Annotated in this window: 16 protein-coding genes; 9 read left to right on the top strand and 7 right to left on the bottom strand. The window is 69.2% G+C overall.

All coding sequences use genetic code 11. The features are described from left to right. The first annotated feature begins 97 nt into the window (after nucleotides 1–97). Nucleotides 98–1,318, top strand: coding sequence for a methyltransferase (locus QHF89_RS41395; RefSeq protein WP_136970435.1), 1,221 nt, complete (start codon nucleotides 98–100; stop codon nucleotides 1,316–1,318). A 10-nt stretch (nucleotides 1,319–1,328) separates the two neighbouring features. On the opposite strand, the gene QHF89_RS41390 is transcribed toward QHF89_RS41395, so the two are convergent. After that, on the bottom strand, nucleotides 1,329–2,813 hold the full coding sequence (locus tag QHF89_RS41390) for a DUF7305 domain-containing protein (protein ID WP_284721607.1): 1,485 nt from the start codon (nucleotides 2,811–2,813) through the stop codon (nucleotides 1,329–1,331). A gap of 88 nt (nucleotides 2,814–2,901) precedes the next feature. Between QHF89_RS41390 and QHF89_RS41385 the strand changes: the two genes are divergently transcribed. Both QHF89_RS41385 and QHF89_RS41380 read left to right on the top strand, forming a co-directional pair. Further along, a complete protein-coding gene (locus QHF89_RS41385) occupies nucleotides 2,902–3,504 on the top strand; it encodes an NUDIX hydrolase (protein WP_136970434.1) in 603 nt (200 codons plus the stop codon). A 76-nt stretch (nucleotides 3,505–3,580) separates the two neighbouring features. After that, nucleotides 3,581–5,026: a hypothetical protein gene (locus tag QHF89_RS41380; protein WP_136970433.1), complete on the top strand. Its 1,446-nt coding sequence runs from the start codon at nucleotides 3,581–3,583 to the stop codon at nucleotides 5,024–5,026. A gap of 16 nt (nucleotides 5,027–5,042) precedes the next feature. Here the strand turns inward: QHF89_RS41380 and QHF89_RS41375 are convergent, their stop codons facing one another. Then, on the bottom strand, nucleotides 5,043–5,825 hold the full coding sequence (locus QHF89_RS41375) for an SDR family NAD(P)-dependent oxidoreductase (protein ID WP_136970432.1): 783 nt from the start codon (nucleotides 5,823–5,825) through the stop codon (nucleotides 5,043–5,045). Between the two features lie 144 nt (nucleotides 5,826–5,969). On the opposite strand from QHF89_RS41375, the gene QHF89_RS41370 reads away from it, so the two are divergent. Further along, nucleotides 5,970–7,613, top strand: a complete 1,644-nt coding sequence (locus tag QHF89_RS41370) for an AMP-binding protein (protein WP_136970431.1) — start codon at nucleotides 5,970–5,972, stop codon at nucleotides 7,611–7,613. 9 nt (nucleotides 7,614–7,622) lie between these two features. Here the strand turns inward: QHF89_RS41370 and QHF89_RS41365 are convergent, their stop codons facing one another. Both QHF89_RS41365 and QHF89_RS41360 read right to left on the bottom strand, forming a co-directional pair. Then, nucleotides 7,623–9,497 carry a serine/threonine-protein kinase gene (locus QHF89_RS41365; RefSeq protein WP_136970430.1) on the bottom strand — a complete coding sequence of 625 codons (1,875 nt, stop codon included), beginning with the start codon at nucleotides 9,495–9,497 and terminating at the stop codon, nucleotides 7,623–7,625. Nucleotides 9,498–9,575: 78 nt separating this feature from the next. Further along, the gene (locus tag QHF89_RS41360; protein WP_284721606.1) at nucleotides 9,576–10,262 is read right to left on the bottom strand and encodes a thioredoxin family protein; all 687 of its coding nucleotides are present in this window, start codon (nucleotides 10,260–10,262) and stop codon (nucleotides 9,576–9,578) included. Nucleotides 10,263–10,369: 107 nt separating this feature from the next. Here QHF89_RS41360 and QHF89_RS41355 point away from each other — a divergent pair, with 107 nt between their 5' ends. Then, a complete protein-coding gene (locus QHF89_RS41355) occupies nucleotides 10,370–12,064 on the top strand; it encodes a mechanosensitive ion channel family protein (RefSeq protein ID WP_136970428.1) in 1,695 nt (564 codons plus the stop codon). Between the two features lie 26 nt (nucleotides 12,065–12,090). Here the strand turns inward: QHF89_RS41355 and QHF89_RS41350 are convergent, their stop codons facing one another. Then, the gene (locus QHF89_RS41350) at nucleotides 12,091–12,552 is read right to left on the bottom strand and encodes a hypothetical protein (protein WP_136970427.1); all 462 of its coding nucleotides are present in this window, start codon (nucleotides 12,550–12,552) and stop codon (nucleotides 12,091–12,093) included. 249 nt (nucleotides 12,553–12,801) lie between these two features. Between QHF89_RS41350 and QHF89_RS41345 the strand changes: the two genes are divergently transcribed. Beyond that, complete coding sequence (locus QHF89_RS41345) at nucleotides 12,802–13,383, top strand: hypothetical protein (RefSeq protein ID WP_136970426.1); 582 nt, start codon at nucleotides 12,802–12,804, stop codon at nucleotides 13,381–13,383. A gap of 13 nt (nucleotides 13,384–13,396) precedes the next feature. Here QHF89_RS41345 and QHF89_RS41340 read toward each other — a convergent pair whose 3' ends face one another. Together QHF89_RS41340 and QHF89_RS41335 are read right to left on the bottom strand one after the other, a co-directional pair. Continuing rightward, a complete protein-coding gene (locus tag QHF89_RS41340; protein ID WP_136970454.1) occupies nucleotides 13,397–14,572 on the bottom strand; it encodes an alcohol dehydrogenase catalytic domain-containing protein in 1,176 nt (391 codons plus the stop codon). Between the two features lie 35 nt (nucleotides 14,573–14,607). Then, complete coding sequence (locus QHF89_RS41335) at nucleotides 14,608–15,387, bottom strand: YgaP-like transmembrane domain (protein WP_136970425.1); 780 nt, start codon at nucleotides 15,385–15,387, stop codon at nucleotides 14,608–14,610. A gap of 185 nt (nucleotides 15,388–15,572) precedes the next feature. On the opposite strand from QHF89_RS41335, the gene QHF89_RS41330 reads away from it, so the two are divergent. From QHF89_RS41330 to QHF89_RS41320, 3 genes are all read left to right on the top strand, one after another. Continuing rightward, the gene (locus tag QHF89_RS41330) at nucleotides 15,573–16,211 is read left to right on the top strand and encodes a hypothetical protein (RefSeq protein ID WP_136970424.1); all 639 of its coding nucleotides are present in this window, start codon (nucleotides 15,573–15,575) and stop codon (nucleotides 16,209–16,211) included. Nucleotides 16,212–16,403: 192 nt separating this feature from the next. After that, the gene (locus tag QHF89_RS41325; protein WP_284721604.1) at nucleotides 16,404–17,402 is read left to right on the top strand and encodes a lysylphosphatidylglycerol synthase domain-containing protein; all 999 of its coding nucleotides are present in this window, start codon (nucleotides 16,404–16,406) and stop codon (nucleotides 17,400–17,402) included. Nucleotides 17,403–17,548: 146 nt separating this feature from the next. Then, on the top strand, nucleotides 17,549–18,460 hold the full coding sequence (locus tag QHF89_RS41320; protein ID WP_136931606.1) for a hypothetical protein: 912 nt from the start codon (nucleotides 17,549–17,551) through the stop codon (nucleotides 18,458–18,460). Nucleotide 18,461 lies beyond the last annotated feature (1 nt).

The following is an 18,461-nucleotide window of genomic DNA, read 5'->3' as shown; positions in this document are numbered from 1 at the left end:
GCGGGAGCCTACACCACGCAGGGGCGCGAGTAGAAGCCCGAAGGCACGAAACGTACAGCTTGACAGGAGGCATGTGGGGTCGTTCGCTTCGCCGGACATGGAAGCGGCGTCCCGGTTCGTCTCGGAGAGCCTCGCGCGGGCGCTCGCGCTCGTCGTGCCGGCGCTCGACATCCTGCGCGAGCGGCCGGATTCCAAGGAGCCGCCCGACTTTTGCGAGGCGCGCGGCTATGCGGCCTTCCTGCGCGCGCTTGCCGACGACGAGCTCGCTCGTTGCGAGGCCGAGGGGCTCGCGGCGCGTTTGCCGATGCTCGCGGGCGCGCCGCCGTCGCTCGTGGAGCTCGGGCGCGCGGCGCGCGAGGTGTCGGCGCTGCCCGAGCGGCTCGCGGCGACGCCGGGGACGCGGCTCGATCGGCCCCGATCGATCTCGGAGCGCAAGACGCGGCAGCTCGAAGCGCTGCTCGACGCGGTCGAGCCCATGGCGCGGAGGGCGCGGAGGATCGTGGACGTGGGCGCGGGGCGAGGGCACTTCACGCGCCTCGCGGCCGCGATGTTCGATCGCGATGCGGTGGGCATCGAGCGTGAGCCGCAGCGCGTGGAGGCGGCTTCGATCCTCGGGCGGGGTACGCGCGCGCGGTTCGTCGTGCTCGACGCGCTTCGGGATTCGATCGTGTTCTCGCCCGACGATCTCGCGGTGGGGCTGCACGCGTGTGGCTCGCTCGGCGATCGGTTGGTGCTCGAAGCATCGAGGGCACCGTGCGACGTGGCGCTCGTTTCGTGTTGCCTGCAGAAGATCGACGGACCTTCGCGTGAGCCGCTTTCGGCCGCGGCGCAGGCGGCGGGGCTCGTGCTGCCCCGCGAGGCGCTCGGGCTTTCGAACCTGACGTCGCGGCTCGTGGGCGTGGAGGCGAGCCTCGCGGAGATGCTTGCGGCGCGGAAACACCGGCACGCGCTCGCGCGGCTCTTGCGGGCGCGGGGCGTCGCGATCGCGCCGGGCGAGGAGATGCGCGGCATCAACCGGCGACGGGCGCGCGAAGGGCTCGGTGAGCTCGCGGCGCGGGCGCTCGCGCTCCGCGGGCTCGCGCCTGCGACCGCGGCGGAGATCCGGGAGCACGAGGCGGAAGGGGCGATCGAGTTCGACCGGATTCGACGCTGGACGTTGCCGCGCGCGATGCTCGCGCGGCCGCTGGAGATCACGGTCGTGCTCGACCGCGCGGCGGCGCTCGAAGAGCGTGGGTATACGGCGCGGGTCGCGGAGGTGTTCGCGGCGGAGGCGACGCCGCGAAACCTCGCCATTCTCGGCGAGGCGCCGCGGGGATAAGAAACACGTTTTATTTGGGCGGAGGCAGCACGCACGTCCCGTTCGGGGTGCAGACGAGCGGCGGGCAACAATCCTTGTCCGTGCTACACGGGCCGCATTGGCCGCCGGGGCCGCAGGCGGGGGTCGGGTTCACGCAATCGTGGCAATCGGTGCACGCGCTGCCCGGCGGCTGGCAGCCGTCGATCGTGATGATCGCCTCGTCGTAATGGACCTTGAATTGGTGGGCCGTGGCGATGCTCTTCGCGAAGACGGCGCCGAAGATCTCGAGCGCGTTGCTCGCCTGGAGCGCCGCGTTCGGCATGTAGAGGTTCGCCCCGAGCACGAATGCGCCGGCGAGCGCCACCTGCGTGCCGCCGATGTAGACACGCGTGGCCGCGGGGCGCGTGATCGCGCCGATCGCCGCCTGGTTCGTCAGAGCCACATTGCCTTTCACGAAGAGATCGAGCTCGGCCGTGTCGGTGAGGTCCATCGTGAGCTTGCCGGCGACCGCGATGTCGCCGTCGATCGCGAGCACCGTGCGGCCCGTGAGGTGCACGGTGACGGTGCTGTCGGACTTGATGCCCGTGAGGAAATACCGGCCGCAGGGCAGGGTGATCTCGGTGGGCATGCTGGGGGTCGACACGAGCACGTCCGGGTCGACGCCATTTTCGTCGTTGTCGTTCGTCCCGCCGAACGCCTGGACGATGCCGGCGACGTCGACGGGATCGTCGCAGTTGCAGGGCGTCTCGATGTCGACCGGGCCGACGACGGAGCCGCCGAGCGCGTTCACCTTCGCCGTGTTGTCGGCGATCGGGGTGAAGAGCTTGCCCTGGATCGTGAGCTCCTTGTTGCTGCTGTTCACGACGCCGCCGATCGTCGCGTTGCTCTGGGCGGAGGCCACGTGCGAGATCGTGGCATTGCCGCCGCATTGCATGTCCTGTACGACGTCGTGCTGGTTCGTCGTGCTCATCGAGCCCTTCACGAGCAGCGCGCCCTTGATGCTCGCCGCGGCCTGCGCGCTGTAGTTGCCATTGACGCCGATCGAGCCGCCCGCGAGCGGTTTGTTCGGGTCGATCGAGGAGAACGAGTCGGTCTGGATGGTGTTGTTCGCGTCGAAGCCCGTGCAGGAGCAGGCGGCGAAGAGGAACGTCTTTTTGCCGATGTCGCCCGTGCATTCCCCGGACCCCGGGATCGGGATCGCGCCATTGCCCATGCAGAAATCCTCGAGCCCCGCGTCGAGCGGGTTTCCGCCCGTACCCGAGGAGGACGACGACGGCGCGCCGCCCGCGCCGCCCATCCCGCCCGCGCCGCTGGATCCGCCGGAGCCCACGAATTCGCCGCCCACGCCCGCGCCGGCCTGCCCGCCCACGCCGCCCGCGCCGGCCTGTCCACCCGCTCCGCCCGTGCCCGAAGCCGAGCCCGCGCCTCCCGCTCCGCCCGATCCGCAGGCAGCGACGAGGGCCGTGGGCAATGCCACCAGGACGAGGAGAGAAAAAAGCTGCTTGTGTCCCATCATGACCGGATACCACGATGGGGACACAACACGTCAAGCCCCTTCCCTTGACGTCTCGCGCGCGCGCCGCTAGCCCTGTGGGGGAAACGCCGTGTCCACCTCGTATGATCTCGCCGCCATCGCCTCCCGGCTCGCCATTCTCGATCTCGTGTCCGAGGCCGCCACGACGGAGCGACAAGCGGCCGTCGCTGCGATCCTGCGCACGCCACGGGAGGGGAACGAGGCCGAGGTCCTTTTGATCCGGCGCTCCGAGCGCCAGGGAGATCCGTGGTCCGGGCAGATGGCGTTCCCGGGCGGTCGGCGGGAGCCCGCGGATCCGAGCCTCTATTACACGGCCTTGCGCGAGACGGAGGAAGAGATCGGGCTCGATCTCGCCCAGCACGGCCGCTTTCTGGCGCGGCTCGCGGACCTGCCCGCCGTGGCCCGGGCGCGGCGCGTCGGAATGAACATCACGCCGTTCGTCTTCGCGCTCGACGACCCCGATCCGCCGCCGTTCACATTGAGCGCCGAGGTGGCCGAGGTGGTATGGGCGCCAATCGGCCCGATGGCGCGTGGCCAGAGCGCATCGAAGTATGCGTACAACCACGAGGGAAACGTGCTCGATATGCCAGCGTTCGCCGTCGAGCAACGAATCGTGTGGGGATTGACGTACCGCATGCTCGAAATGCTGTTCGAGGTCCTCCACCAGCGTTGAGCCCCGACAGGGCTTGACAGGCGGCTGCCATTCTGATGGTGTCTTCGCCTTCCTTTTTGCGCGAGGTGGAGGCGTCATGAGGGCATTCCGCGGATCGTTTGTCGGGGCTATGTTCGTCGGGATCGTGCACGTCGCGGCGGGCTGCGGCGGGTCCGACGAGCTGCCGGGCGCGGGTGGGGGAGGGGCCGGCGGTGGCGGCGGATCGGGCGGTGATCCCATCACGTGCTCGTTCGAGGTGGCCTCGCACGACGTGGGATGCCCCGGCGGGAGCTGCCCCATCACGGCCGACGTGGAGGTGCGCTGCACCGAACGCGAATTCGGCGCGGCCGGGGTGCGCGTCGCGCCGGGGCCCACGGGGACGTTCCTCGGCACGTCGAGCCACGACGGGACCTATCTCTTCGAGATCACGCCCATAGGCGGCAGCCGGTTCGACGCATTTCCGATGCGGCTCGACGCGACCGCGATGGTGCTCGCGCAGGGGCCGACCGGCGAGGTCTACGCCGTCGGCGACGAGACGACGATCGACGGCAGCACCTCGCCGGTCGGATACCCGAACGGCCTCGTGCTCGTGCGCCCGGAGGGGAGCGGGTTCGTGAAAGAGGCGGTCGCCGACAGGGACGACCGGTACGTGCCCGTCCACGATTTCGAGATTGATCCGGCGGGCGTCGCGCACGTGTGGTACGCGAGCGAGCCGCCGAGCGGCGTTTCGGTCGCCAAGCGCACGGTGGACGGGAGCTTCTCGTCGTCGGCCGTGAAGACCGTCGGCGAGGGGAGTCGATTCACGATCGACGCCTCGGGCGCGCCGGTCTCGCTCGGGTTCATCCCCAATGGCTCCTTTTACGATCTCGCGTACGGCGATCCGCCGGAGGTCCTGACCGGCGTCTCCGTGCCCTCGGTGATCACAAAATACCGCGTGACCCAGGCCCCGGCGAGCGCGCTCGGCGCGGGCATCGAGCCGTTCGTCGCCGTCCTCCAGCACGACGTCGGCCTGCACGTGGTGTGGCCGGAGGGCCAGGCATCCGACGAGATCGAGATCCCCGACACGAACGTCCCGCCGTACGTTTGTCCCGCCACCACCGAGTACGATTCGCAGAACGGGACATGCCCGGCTCCCTGCCACGAGACCACGACAGGCATCGAGAACGGCGCCTTCGCGATCACGCGGACCGCGGACGGCAAGGTCTGGCTCGCCTGGATCGTGAGCCACCTCGATTACATGCGCGTCTACCAGAAGCAATGCTTCGACAGCGAATTCATGTGCATCTGCAGCGGCGTGGCCGAGGACGTGAAGACCACGAACGATCTCGTGATCGCGCGGTACGAGCCCGGAAACCTTGCCGTGGATCCCTTGCTCACGCTCCCGATCGACGCGCCGGCGGCCTACGATCTGTTCTCCGACCTGTGGACGGACGTGCGGCTGCTCGACATCCGCGCATTCGGGGCCGACGTGGCCGTGGGCGTGCGGCTCGAAGACGAAAAGGGGCTCAAGGTGCGTGTGCTTCGCATCCTGAACACGCCTTGAATCCGGCGCCGGGCGCTCAGGCCGTGTACCCGCCGTCGACCACGATCTCGGCGCCCGTCACGTACGAGCTCTCGTCCGAAGCGCACATCAAAATGGCCGCCGCGACCTCCCGCGGCGTCGCGAAGCGCTCGAACGGCGAGGTCTTCGCGAGCGCCGCGTAGGCGTCCCGCACGTCGCCGAGCTCCTTCACGAGCGCCTGGAAAAACGGCTGCTTCTCCCACATCGGCGTCTCCACGCCCGCGGGCAGCACGGCGTTCACCCGGATCCGGTGCGGCGCGCCTTCGAGCGCCGCCACCTTCGTCAGCATCACCACGGCGGCCTTGCTCGCGCAATACGCGCCTGCGCCCGCGCTCGCCTTCTTGCCCGAGGCGCTCGCCACATTGACGATGCTGCCACCGCCTCCGCCGCGCATCACGCGGATCCCCCGCTGCGTGCCGAGAAAAACGCTGTCGAGGTTCACCGCGACGACGCGCCGGAAATCGGCGAGCGTGCTGTCGGCGAGCGTGCCGCTCGACGCGACGCCCGCGTTGTTCACCAGGATGTCGATCCTGCCCCAGCCCGCGAGCACGCGGTCCATGACCGACTCCCAGTCCGCCTCGTCCGTCGCGTCGAGCTCCAGCGCGAGCGCCTGGCCGCCGCGCGTCGCGATGCGCGTGGCCGCCGCCTCCGCCGCCGCGACGTCGATATCGGTGACGACCACCCGCGCGCCCTCCTCCGCGAAGAGCTCCGCCGTCGCCTGCCCGATGCCCGACCCCGCGCCCGTCACGAGCGCCACTTTGCCTGCGATGCGTCCTGCCATGGTGCCCCGACCCATCATCCGCGGCCCCACGCGTCTCGTCAACCGCCGAGCATCCCGGGCACCGTCACGGTACGCCCGGGACGCACGTTTGGTGCGCGCGATTCATCTCCCGGGCGCGCCTGTCTCGTGGCACCATGCCGCGTCATGACCGCCGCTCTCTCGTACACGCACGGCACGAGCGCGACGCCGCTGCTCGGCGAGACCATTGGGGAAAACCTGCGCCGCACGGCGTCGCGGTACCCGGATCGGGAGGCCCTCGTCGTCCGCGCGCAGGGCGTGCGGTGGACGTACGCCGAGCTGTGGGAGGCGACGACGCGGGTCGCGCGGGGCCTCGTCGCGTTCGGCGTGAAGCGGGGCGATCGCGTGGGGCTCTGGTCGCCGAACCGGTTCGAATGGGTCGTGCTCCAGTACGCCGCGGCGCGCGTCGGCGCCATTCTCGTGAACGTGAATCCCGCGTACAAGACGGCGGAGCTCGAATACGCATTGCGGAAATCGGGCGTGTCGGTGCTGTTCGCGGCGCGCAGGTTCCGGACCACGAGTTACGTGGAGATGATCGCCGAGGTCCGCCCGCGCCTTGCCGAGCTCCGGCTCGTCCTGATCCTCGACGACGATTGGAAGATGATCGTCGAGGCGGGCGGGCACGTGAGCGACGACGCGCTCGCCGAGCGCGAGGCGGAGCTCTCGTTCGACGATCCGATCAACATCCAGTACACCTCGGGCACGACAGGGTTTCCCAAGGGCGCGACGCTCTCGCACCACAACGTGCTGAACAACGGGTTTTTCGTGGGCGAGGCCCTCGGCTACGGCCCGGACGATCGGGTCTGCATTCCCGTGCCGTTTTACCATTGCTTCGGCATGGTGATGGGAAACCTCGCGTGTACGTCGCACGGGTCGACGATGGTGATCCCGGGCGAGGCGTTCGATCCGCTCGCCGTGCTGGAAGCGGTCGAGGCCGAGAAGTGCACGTCGCTCTACGGCGTGCCGACGATGTTCATCGCGGAGCTCGATCATCCGCGGTTCAAGGAGTTCGACCTGCGCTCGCTCCGCACCGGGATCATGGCGGGCTCGCCGTGTCCGGTGGAGGTCATGCGGCGCGTGGTCTCGCAGATGCACATGCGCGAGGTGACGATCTGTTACGGGATGACCGAGACCTCGCCCGTCTCCACGCAAAGCGCGATGGACGATCCCGAGGACAAACGCGTCGGCACCGTGGGCCGCGTGCACCCGCACGTGGAGGTCAAGATCGTCGACCCGAAGACGGGCACGGTGCTGCCGCGCGGGGTCGCCGGCGAGCTCTGCACGCGCGGCTACAGCGTGATGCTCGGCTACTGGGGCGACGAGGAGGCCACGCGCGTGTCGATCGACGCGGGCCGCTGGATGCATACCGGGGATCTCGCGACGATCGACGCGGCGGGATACGTGAACATCGTCGGCCGCATCAAGGACATGATCATTCGCGGCGGAGAGAACGTGTATCCACGCGAGATCGAGGAGTATTTGCACCTCCACCCGCGCGTGAGCGAGGCACAGGTGATTGGCGTACCGAGCGCGAAATACGGCGAGGAGATCATGGCCTGGATCCGGCCGAAGCCGGGCGACACGGTGAGCGAGGCCGAGCTCGTCGAGTTTTGCAAAGGGAAGATCGCGACCTTCAAAATTCCCCGGTACTGGAAGATCGTGGACGAATTCCCCATGACCGTGACGGGGAAGGTGCAAAAGTTCCGGATGCGCGAGGTGGCCGTGGGCGAACTCGGGCTCGAGCTCGCGTCGCGGATGGAGACCGCCTGAGCCGCGGAATCAGCCGCCGAGCTTCGCCCGGAGCTTGCTGATCGCGTCCTTGAGCTCCGTGTCCTCACGATAACAACACGGATCCCGCTTGGTCGAGCAGGGGGCGTCCTTCACGATCAAGAGCTCGTCGAGGGCGAGTCCGTCGCCCTCCTCGACCGCGCGGGCGAAGAGCGCGCGCTTGTCGGGACAAGCGGCCTTGCGCAGCTCGTACGCGACGCGCAACGCGGGCGTGGCGCGGTCCAGGATGCCCGGCTTTCCGAGGATGTCCTGGGCGCGGCGGCTCGCCTTCGTGCCGCCGCGGGTGCGCACCACGTGGAAGAGGACGTCGAGGCCGCCGCTGCCGAGCTCATTTTCGAGCGCGTCGAAGACCTGATCCGACTCGGTGAAGCTCGTCTCGAAGCCAATGCCGGCGACGACCGCGCCGACGTCGCCGCGGAGCTCGCTGCCGGTGAGGCGCGAAGGATCGAGCTTCGCGAGCGCGAGAAAAGCCTTGGCCCCCGGCCGCCATTCCTTGCGGGAGGCTGCCCGCCGGAGGCGCTCGGCCCATTCCGTGGCGTCCGCGCCTTCGATGTCGGTCGGCGCGCTCGCCGGGGCTGCCGCGCTCGTCGACGTCGGCTCGGCGCTCGCCGTGGGGGTTTCTTTGGGCTCGGACGATCCCCCGCGGAGGAGGACCACGACGAGCAGGAGCACCGCGAGCGCCGAGAGGCCCGAGGCGATCAGAATGAGCGAGCGCTTCGGGAGCTTCGTCGCAGGCGAGGCGGCCGCCTTCGCGGGCGGGGCCTCGGGGGCCTTCTCCGGCGCCTCGTCGAGCGCGCTCCCGAGCGTCTTGTCCGGGGCCTTCGCGGGCGCCGCGGCCGCCTCGTCGAGCGCCGCGAGCACCTCGTTCGCCGAGGCGAACCTTTGATCCGGCTGCCGCGCGAGGAGGCGCATCACGACGGCCTCGATCCGCGGTGGCACCTGGATCTCCGGCGCGCGCGCCCGCATCGGCGGCGGATCCTCGCTGCGGATCTTCTTCAGGTGGAGCCCCGGATCGCTCTCCTCGAAGGGGCGTTTGCCCGTGAGCATCTCGTACATCACGACGCCGAGCGCATACAGATCCGAGCGCGCGTCGACGCCTTCCATGCCGCGCGCCGCCTCGGGCGCCATGTACGCGAACGTCCCCATGACCATGCCCACGCCCGTCAGGGCCGGGCTCGGCTTCGCGTTCCGCCCCTGGTCCGAGAGCAGCTCGACGCGCACCTTGGCGAGGCCAAAGTCGAGGAGTTTTACGGTCCCTCGGTTATCGACGAGGATGTTCTGCGGCTTCACGTCGCGGTGCACGATGCTCTTTTCGTGCACGGCCCCGAGGGCCATGGCGAGCTGCCGGCTGATGGAGAGGGCGCGATCGAGGGCGAGCGGCCCCTCGTCGATGAGGTCTTTCAGCGCCGTCCCTTCGACGAACTCCAGGATCAGGAACTGCGAGCCGTCGTCGAGCTTGCCGAAATCCGTGGCGGCGACGACGTTCGGGTGGCTCACGTGCGCACCCGCGATGGCCTCGCGCTCGAACCGCACCGAGAGCTCGACCATGCGGGCCATGTCCGGCCGGAGGACCTTGATCGCCACGCGCTTGCGCAGGTGGACCTGCTCGCCGCGGTAGACCGCCCCCATGCCGCCGTGCCCGATGAGCTCGTGCACGACGTACCGATCCGAGATGAGCTTGCCCACGAGCGACGCGAGCTCGTCCTGGAGCAGCGAGCCGGGCCCCCGCTCCGAAAGCGCCGAGCTCGAGATCAGAAGGGCGCTCGGCTCGCCGTCCGCCGCGGCCGCCGGCTGCGCGCGCGGCACGGTGAGGGCTTCGTCGAGGACCGAAGGGGAAGGCCCGTCCGGCGGCGTGGACTTCGACATGCGCCGAGACTACCTGAGGTCGAGCGGTCCGGACAATGGACGGCGAGCGGTCGGGATTCGTACGGCGCCGGAGGGATTTCAGGAGCCGTACTTGACGCTGCAGCCGTAGGCGCGGGTGTCGGGCGTGCGCACGGGCTTGCCGGCGGCGAGGTCTTCGAGGGCCGCGTCGACGTGGTTCACGAGCTTGCCATCCTTCGGCGACTCGCCCTCGCCGTCGGGCGAGTTGTCGATGGCGCCGCGGTAGACGAGCGTGCCCTGCGCGTCGATCACGAACATGTGGGGGGTGTTCGTCGCGCCATACAGATGCCCGACCTTGCCCGTCTCGTCGGCGAGCACGGGGTTTTCCATGCCAAACGCCTTTCGCCCCTCGGCGACGCGCTCCGCTCCGTGGCCCTGCTTGCCGGGCGCGCCCGAGTTGATCCCCAGCCAGACGACGCCCTTCTCGACGGCGCGCTTCGAATACCCCTTGAGCGATCCCTTCGTGTGGGAGGCCTTGACGAACGGGCACTCGGGGTTGAACCACTCGAGGACCACGATCTTGCCGCGGTAGTCGGCGAGGTGGTGCGTCTTGCCCTCGTAGTCGGTGAGCGTGAAATCGGGGGCGGGCTTGCCGATCTCGGCGCCCGCGGCCGGTTTGTCCGAGGCTGCCGCCGCCGCCGCGGAGGTTTTTCCTTCCGGGGCCTTCGCCTCCGGCGCCGGGGCAGGGGCTTCCTTGTTGCAGGCGAGGAGGAGGAGCGGAAGGAGCAGGACGTGACGTAGGGTCATGCGGGGCATCTTTCCACGCCCGGGCGGGGGGGCAAGGATGTCCGGACGCGCTCTCTCCCGGGGAGCGCCATTTTTTCAGGGCTCTGGTGTAGAGTGATGATGACAACATGCCCTTGCCCCGGTTTTTTCCCGATCCAGTCCTGAACAACGTAGCGCTGACCGCTGCGGCCACCGCCATCTTGCTTCTCGCGCCGCTCGCGCTGACCATCTTCTTGCGGTGGGTCGTGCGACAGGCGACGCAGTCGGTTCGCTCGAAGTCCGTCGAGAGCGCTGCCGAGCAGGTCCAGAAGTCGCTGCGCCTCGTGGCGACGGTCCTTGCGCTGCTCGTCGTGGTGGGAGGCTGCGCGACGCTCGCCATTGCCATCATTCGGGACATCGATCTTCATCCGTGGGCGAACCGGTTCGTCGCGTACGCGAGCGTCCGCACGGGCCAGGACCTCCTCCACGGCGCGACGATCGTGGTCGCGGTCGCGGTCGGCTGGCTCGCGCTGCGCATCTTCTTCAAGTCGCTGGTCGATCGCATCCAAGCGAAGCTGCTCTCCGTCGCGGCGCTCGAGGGGCAGAAAGAGGAGATCCCGGTTCTGCGGCAGCGGGCCACGAGCCTGGGGAGCGTCGCGTTCCTCTACGGCCTGCACCGCCTCGGCAGCGAATCGCTGGGGCTACCGTGGAGCGTCCACTGGCTGCTCGACACGATTCTCTACGTGCTCCTCGTGGTGTGCGCGGCGCGGACGCTCGCGGGGATCGGCGTCCTGAGCCTCGAAGGGATCGACAACGTGGGCGCGGCCCGCCTCGAGAAATCGGCGCTGCACGTCTACTACGCCGGCATCCGCAAGCTGCTGCCGCTCGCCAAGCGTACCCTGGAGGCCATCATCCACCTCGCGGCGGCGACGCTCATCGTGCGGCAGTTCCAGACGCTCGAGGCCTTCGCGCCTTATGGTCCGCGCATCATCCGGCTCCTCGGGACCTTCTTCGCGGCCCGCGTCTTCGTCGAGCTCGCGCGTGTGGTCCTGGTCGAGGCGTTCGCAGGCGAGAAGAGCGCGGAGGACGAGACCTCGAAGCACCGCGTGACGCTGGTCTATCTGCTCCAGAGCATCGTCACGTACGTCATTTATTTCGGCTCGGCGCTGATCATGATGGATCAGCTCGGCATCGACACGAAGCCGTTCCTGGCCGGCGCGGGCATCGTGGGGCTGGCGGTGGGGCTCGGCGCGCAGAAGCTCGTCAACGACATGGTGAGCGGCTTCTTCATCCTGTTCGAGGGGCACTTGCTCAAGGGCGATTACGTGCGCATCGGGGACTGCGAAGGGACGATCGACTCGGTCCAGCTCCGGGTCACGATGATCCGCGACGGCTTCGGCCGGATGTTCACGTTCCGGAATGGCGACATCGGCACGATCATCAATTTTTCACGCGAGTACGTGCATGCGGTCGTGGACGTGGTCGTGGAGCTCCAGGCGAACCTGAACCAGGTATTCGAAGCGCTGGTGGAAGCTGGGAGGCGCCTCGGGGAGGCGCACCCCGATCGCGTCCTCGACAAGCTGGTCGTCCGTGGCGTGACGCAGATCGCGCAGAATGGCATCGTGGTTCGTGTCGCCGTCAAGCTCACGCCCGGGGATCCGGATCCCATGCCGCGGATCCTGCGCAAGTTCATCAAGGAGGTGTTTGACGAGCGAGGAATCCAGCTCGCGAATGCGACGCAGCTCGCCGTCGTGCTGACGAACGACGCCGCCGAGGCCGGTCGAGCGCTCGGGAAGCCGCGCCGCGCGGGGATCGAATTCGAGGCGTTGCCGCCCGCGCCCTGACGAACAGGTGCGCACATGGGGCCGTTTCAGGTTCCGGTGGGCAGGAGCTCGCCGGGGCCGGTGCGCTCGGAGTCCGCCGGGCGGTGGGAGGCGAGCCACGCGCGGGCCTCCGCCTCGGTCGCGACGAACGTCACGGGGAAGGAGAAGCGGCTCGGCAGGATGTGGGCGCCGGCGGTGAGGACCATCGACATTGCAATGCGAGTCGGGAACGACGCGCCAAAAATGGCGCCCGCGACGACCGGAATGCGCTCGGTGGAGCCCCGCAAGAAGACCTGCCGCACGCGCTCCCCCGAGGTCTTGTACCGCGCGACGTCGAGCATCGAGAGCAGCGGGCCGTGCTTCCGGCCGATCTCGTAGATCCGGTCGATGATCCCCTGGGCCTCGTCGATGGAGAGGGGGCCATCGAGCACGGTGCAGATCTGGTTTGGGGCCTCGAAACGCAAGCGGTGCGGCCCGAACCGCTCCTCGAATGACGACGATGTGCTCATGACGCGCCTCCCCGGTTCGACCGACTCCGCGATCCCCTTTGCAACGACCGATCCAGCCCCTTTCGCCCGTGATGAATCGAATCCTTTCATGGAGTTGTGGCATCGACCTTCGCGCGGGCGCCGTTGCAACGGGGAAAGGGGCCCCCGAGGCCCTTGCGAGGATGCAATCACCGACTTGACGCGACGCGTTGTTCTGGATGATGGAAAACGGATGACAGGCACAGGGGCAGCGGCTTAGACATGCGATCCATGCGAACGGTCTTTGGGGTGAGCGTCATCTTTTTGTTGTGCTTCGCCGGATCGGCCTGTGGGGCGAAGGTCGTCGTGGATACACCCGGCGAGGGCGGGGGCAGCGGCGTCGGCGGCGGGAGTACGTCGAGCTCGGGGCCCTCGACGTGCACGTCCGGCGAGGTGGAGTCCTGTTATTCGGGTCCCGCGGGCGTGATCGGTGTGGGGGTTTGCCAAAGCGGCATTCGTATCTGCTCGGCGAGCGGCACGTTCGGGGCGTGCCAGGGCGAGACGCTGCCGTCCACCGAGGTCTGTGGCAATGGCCTCGACGAGGATTGCAACGGCGCCGTGGACGACCCTGCGGTCTGCAATGGAAGTTGCGTGGGCTGCGCCGAGTACACCTCGGATCCCTCCCTCGTCCTTTGCCCCAATTCCGCGGAGTTGTACAAGGAACTCTTTGGTTGCCTCTGCGCCGAGACCTGCGCCGTCTCCTGCAGCGCGAACCTCTGCGTCGGCGCCGCGCCCGCGATGTCGTGCCTCACTTGCGCGACCGACGTGAACGGCTGCGGCAACGAGTTCTCCGCTTGCGCGAACGATATCTGATCCCGGTGCGCGCTCACGCTTCCGGTGTGAAGACGACGCGCATGCAACCGTCCCGTTTCTCCTTGAACGTGTCGTACGCCGCTTGCCCGTCCGCGAGGCGGGCGCGGTGCGTGAGGAGATAACTCGGGTCGATCTCGCCTTTCCGGATGTGCTCGAGCAGGCGCGGGATGTACCGCTGGCCGTGCTGCTGGCCCATCTTCAGCGTGAGCCCCTTGTTCATCGCGGCGCCCATGGGGAATTTGTCCACGAATCCGCCGTAGACGCCCATGATCGAGACGGTGCCGCCCTTGCGGCACGCGAGGATGGCCTGGCGCAGGACGGTCGGCCGGTCGGTCTCCAGGCGAACGGCCTGCTTGACCCGATCGTACGCGTAGTCAATCCCCGTCCCGTGCGCCTCCATGCCGACGCAATCGATGCACGCGTCGGGGCCGCGGCCGCCGGTCATTTCGCGGAGCGCCTCGCGCACGTCGACCTGCTCGTAATCGAGGATCTCCGCACCCGCCCGGTCCCGAGCCATGGCGAGTCGTTCGGGGAAGCGGTCGATCGCGATGACGCGCTCGGCGCCGAGCAAAAAAGCGCTGAGGATGGCCATTTGCCCGACGCCGCCGCAGCCCCATACCGCCACGACGTCGCCGCGCTGGATGTTGCAGAGGTCGGCGCCCATGTACCCCGTGGGCAGGGCGTCCGAGGCGAAGAGGACGCGCTCGTCAGGCAGGCCCTCGGGCACCTCGAATGCATTCGTGTCGGCGAACGGCACGCGTACGTAGGTCGCGTGGCTGCCCGCGAAGCCGCCGAAGGCGTGCGAATAGCCATAGATGCCCGCGGTCGAGTAGCCGTAGAGTTTGTCGAGGAGCTCGGGCTTCGGGTTCGTGTTGTCGCAGAGCGAGTATTGCTCGGTCTGGCAGAAGAAGCAATGGCCGCAGCCGATGATCGAGTCGACGACGACACGCATGCCGGGGCGGAGTTTCTTCACTTCGGTCGCGACCTCGACGACCTCGCCGATGAACTCGTGGCCGATGATGTCGCCTTGCCGCATCGTGGGCACGTATCCATCGAGCAGGTGCAGATCCGAGCCGCATACGCTCGACATGGTGACGCGCAGGATGGCGTCGTGCGGGCCGAGGATCTGGGGATCGGGGACGGTCTCGACCCCGACGCGGTTCACGCCTTGATAACAGAGCGCCTGCATGATCATGTCTCCTTCATCGTCCGTGGGTCTCGGCGCTAGGCCGCGTGCATCACGGGAATGAATCGCCCGGAGGGTTGTCCCTCGGTCGTGGCGATTTCGCCGGCTTCGAGCAGCATCTTGAGGCGGCGCAAGCCGGCGCGGGCCCATGCGTCCGGATCCGCGCCCGCCACGGCGGCGAGGGCGCGGAGCAAGAGGCCGCGCGTCTTCGAGAGCTCGAGCACGAGCCGGATCTCCGTCCCTCGACCGCCGGGTGCGTTGCCCAGGAGAATGGCGAGCCGCTCCGGCGGACCCTCCGCGTGGCCGAGCACGATCGCGCGGGCCTCGTGGTCGAGATCGATATGGGCCTCCCACGAGGAGCGCTCCCCATGGACCGCCGTCCATACCCGGATACGTCCGTCGCCGAGGTCCTCCACGCGCTCGACGTGCGGCGCGAAATGGGGGACGTGGGCCGGATCCCGCAAAAAGGAGTAGACCTCGTTCGCCGGGCGGGCGACGGTGGCGCTGCGCTCGATGCGCGTGAACGTTTCGGTCTCGAGCAAGGGCATGTACGTGGGGTTCGGGGTCTTGCGGGAGCTCATGCCGAGGGCCGCATAAGCAGGGCAATGGCCGCGGACGCCGCGATGGGCGAGCGCGCCGCCGACCGCGCCCGCGAGGAGGCCGAGCGCGCCCCGACGCCAAAGGGCCCAGGCGACGAGGCCACCGCCGAGCGCCGTGGAGACGACACGCTCGCTCGGGCCCACGTTCAGCGGATTTCTCCTGCGCGCGCGCGCAGGAATACCGTGGATATCGTCGAGCCTGGGCGTTTTGGATGGCATGCGGTCTCCTCGGGGGCGTCGGGTGCGAGGCGGAGAATGCAAGGAAGAGACCTCCCTCCGGCCGGGCGTGGTCGGCGAACGGAGCGAGATCCTCGGGATCGGGACTTGCAGCGAAATGGGGGCGGCGTCCTCGGCGGAAAATCGAGGGCGAGAGGAGCTCTGCAATGAACGACGGGAGGAGCGCGATGCGCAGATCTTTTCGTTTGGTGAGCGTGGCCGGCCTCTTCGCGGCGCTCGCCGTGGCGGGATGCCAGGAGCGGGACCGCGGCGGGCAGGCCGGGGCCGAGGTGCGGAAGGGCGGCGAAGGGGCGGCGGTCCAGCAGCCGGCGACGCCTCCCCCCGGGGGGCAGCAGCTCGCGCAGCCCGCCGCGCCGGAGCCCATTCGTGATTTGACGATCGTGCTCGTGACGCCCGACCGCCCGACGCTCTTCAATCGGCAGTTCGACCTCGTCGGGGCGCAGGTGCAGCGGGTCTCGAACGATCGGGTCTTCTGGATTGGCCCGAACGCCGAGCGGGTCGTGCCGGTCTACCTGGACGACCAGGCCCGGAGCTCGCTGCAGCAGGGCCAGCACAAGCTGCAGAAGGGGGATCAGGTGGCGCTGGTGGGCGAGCTCCGGCAGGCGCCGAACGTGCAGCTCTTGCAGCAGCAGTGGGCGCTGTCCTCCCAGGAGGCCAATGAGCTGAGCGGCGGGCAGGTCTACCTGCTCGCGAATCGGATCCTCATTGGCGAGCAGCCAGGTCCGAAGAGCGGCCAGCCGCAGGGCACGCAAGGCGGCCAGCAGCAGGGCACGCAGGGCGGACGGACGGGCGGCCAGGGCCGCTGATACCTCCGCCGGATCGAATTCCATGGGCGCGCAGCGTGGAGCCTCCCGGAACTCCACGTTGCGCGCTGTTTTCGTTTTGTCGCACCATTTCCTCTTTCGCCGCGATGACGAAGGCGCGCGGCGCTGGCACGTCCGTGGCGAGAGCCAAGGACGAGGCCGCGCGAGCGCCTCGCCTGGTTTCGCGGGGGGAACGTGGAGCGACACGAAAGGCTGGAGCGGACGGCGGCGATCTCCGCGCTCCGCTGGGGCGTGCGCCTCGCATTCGCGGCTCTCGGAATCGGGATCGTGGGCGCGCTCGTGCGGCAGGTGGGCGCGGAGGCGCTTTGCCAGATTCTGCGCGACGCGGCGCCGTGGCTGCCGCTCGTCGTGGGGCTCGAAGCGGCGCGCGTCGGGACGGACGCGCTCGCGACGTACGCGGCCTATGGTCCGGCCGCAGGGAAATGCCTGCCCGTTCGGGTCCTCGTGCGCGCGGCGCTCGTGGCGCGGGCCGTCTCGTCGATCGCGCCCGCCGGCCGGACGGCGGCCGAGGCCACGAAGGCGGCCTTGCTCGCGCCGTGGGCAGGTCCGGCGGCGGCGACGGCGGCGGCCGCGACGGGGCAAGCCGTGACCCTCGTGAGCGGAGGGATCCTCTCGGTGCCTTGTGCGGCCGCGGCGTACGTGATTTCGGGGGCCTCGCCGATCACGATGGCGCTCGTCCTCCACGCCGGGCTGCTTATCACGGCCGGGACGGGCATCCGGGCGGCGATGCGCGCGCCGTGGCTCGGCGCGATCGCCGGGCGGTTGTCGCGACGAGCGGGCGCGCATGTCCATGCCATGCAGGCGCGGGCCCGCGAGACGAGCCTCCTGCCGCCCGGGCCGATCGCCGCGATGCTCCTCGGCCGCGCGATCCAGGTCGCGCAATATGCAATCCTGGCTCGTGCGGTGGGTGCGGCGACGGGCGTTTCGCGCGCGCTCGTGGCCGAGGGGGCGAGCATGGTCGCGCTCGCCGTGGGCGCGTTCGTCCCCGCGCAGGTGGGCGTGAGTGAGGGGGCGTTCGCGTGGAGCGCCGACGTGCTCGGAGCGACGGTGCCCCAGGCCCTCGCCATCGCGCTGCTCGGGCACGCGCTCGAGGCCTTCTTCGTGTCGGTGGGCGCGCTCGTGCCACTTCTATGGAGAGCGTCCGCGCCGCCGGACGAGCAGCCCGAGCATTGAAATCAAAACGTGCAATCCATTCGCGATAACGTCCAGGCCGGTCTTGCGACGAGGGGGAGGTGCGTGCAAAGGTTGCCCGCCTCATGCCGTTCGTCCCGCTCGTTTTCTCGCCCCGGAGGGCGCGCCGCCATCCCCGGCTCGCGGCCGTGTCCGTCCTCTTTCTCGCTCTCGCCGGCTGCGAGCTCGGCAGCGGGCGCGCGCGTGATTTGCGCGAGGCGTGGATGGATCCGGTCTACGCCGCCGTCGGCACGCCGCCCGCGCCGCTCGCGTCGGGTGATCGCGACGGCGATGGGCTCTCGGACGAGCGGGAGGCCGAGCTCGCACGCACGTTCGCTCCCATTGTCCTCCTCGACCGCGAGGATCGCGCGCGCCCGGCGTCGGTGCCGTGGGTCATGGAAAGGTCCGATTTCGTGGAGGGCGCCGCGCGCGTGCGCCGCGCGCGCAGGGCGTTCGACGACGACGTGCGCCAAGGGAGCGAGCGCCCCGAGGACTGGGTGACCTACGTCGACGTCTACCCGCGGGCGAGCGGCGGGATTCACCTCGAATACTGGTTTTATTACCCGTACAACGACGGTCCGCTGATTTTCCAGCACGAGAGCGACTGGGAGCACATGACCGTGCGCCTCGACGAGGCGGGCCGCCCGCTCGGCGCGTATCTCGCCCGGCACGAGGACAACAATCCCGGGCCTTATTTCGCATGGTCCCGGCTCCGCAAGGAGGGGGAGCATCCCGTTGTTTTGTCCGCGCGCGGGACCCACGCGACGTATGCCGACCGCTCGGACCTCGCGTGGTTCGAATCGGCCGCCTCGTCGTGTGACGATCTCGCCGCGTGCGCCGATCGGCCGTGGCGGACGTGGGAGGGCGGCGGGCTCTCGCGGCTCGACGACGTGCCCGAGAGCGCGCTCGCGGGGCGGGCATTCCGCTTCGACGGCCGCTGGGGCGCGGCCGGCTTTTGGCCGGGCACGAGCGCGCCGCGGGGCCCGATGTTCCAGTCGGGGCATTGCGCGGGCGGATTCGCCGCGTGCCGCAAGCCGATTGAAATGGCGAGCCTGCCCTAAA

It is taken from the genome of Polyangium sorediatum (genome assembly GCF_029946465.1).
GTDB lineage: Bacteria > Myxococcota_A > Polyangia > Polyangiales > Polyangiaceae > Polyangium > Polyangium fumosum.
This window is presented reverse-complemented; position numbering and strand designations above follow the sequence as displayed.

Excerpts from the sequence above, each read along its gene's own strand:
- QHF89_RS41395 (WP_136970435.1), top strand. The coding sequence starts at position 98 with ATGGAAGCGGCGTCCCGGTTCGTCTCGGAGAGCCTCGCGCGGGCGCTC.
- QHF89_RS41390 (WP_284721607.1), bottom strand. The coding sequence starts at position 2,813 with ATGATGGGACACAAGCAGCTTTTTTCTCTCCTCGTCCTGGTGGCATTG.
- QHF89_RS41380 (WP_136970433.1), top strand. The coding sequence starts at position 3,581 with ATGAGGGCATTCCGCGGATCGTTTGTCGGGGCTATGTTCGTCGGGATC.
- QHF89_RS41375 (WP_136970432.1), bottom strand. The coding sequence starts at position 5,825 with ATGGCAGGACGCATCGCAGGCAAAGTGGCGCTCGTGACGGGCGCGGGG.
- QHF89_RS41370 (WP_136970431.1), top strand. The coding sequence starts at position 5,970 with ATGACCGCCGCTCTCTCGTACACGCACGGCACGAGCGCGACGCCGCTG.
- QHF89_RS41365 (WP_136970430.1), bottom strand. The coding sequence starts at position 9,497 with ATGTCGAAGTCCACGCCGCCGGACGGGCCTTCCCCTTCGGTCCTCGAC.
- QHF89_RS41360 (WP_284721606.1), bottom strand. The coding sequence starts at position 10,262 with ATGACCCTACGTCACGTCCTGCTCCTTCCGCTCCTCCTCCTCGCCTGC.
- QHF89_RS41355 (WP_136970428.1), top strand. The coding sequence starts at position 10,370 with ATGCCCTTGCCCCGGTTTTTTCCCGATCCAGTCCTGAACAACGTAGCG.
- QHF89_RS41350 (WP_136970427.1), bottom strand. The coding sequence starts at position 12,552 with ATGAGCACATCGTCGTCATTCGAGGAGCGGTTCGGGCCGCACCGCTTG.
- QHF89_RS41345 (WP_136970426.1), top strand. The coding sequence starts at position 12,802 with ATGCGAACGGTCTTTGGGGTGAGCGTCATCTTTTTGTTGTGCTTCGCC.
- QHF89_RS41340 (WP_136970454.1), bottom strand. The coding sequence starts at position 14,572 with ATGCAGGCGCTCTGTTATCAAGGCGTGAACCGCGTCGGGGTCGAGACC.
- QHF89_RS41335 (WP_136970425.1), bottom strand. The coding sequence starts at position 15,387 with ATGCCATCCAAAACGCCCAGGCTCGACGATATCCACGGTATTCCTGCG.
- QHF89_RS41330 (WP_136970424.1), top strand. The coding sequence starts at position 15,573 with ATGCGCAGATCTTTTCGTTTGGTGAGCGTGGCCGGCCTCTTCGCGGCG.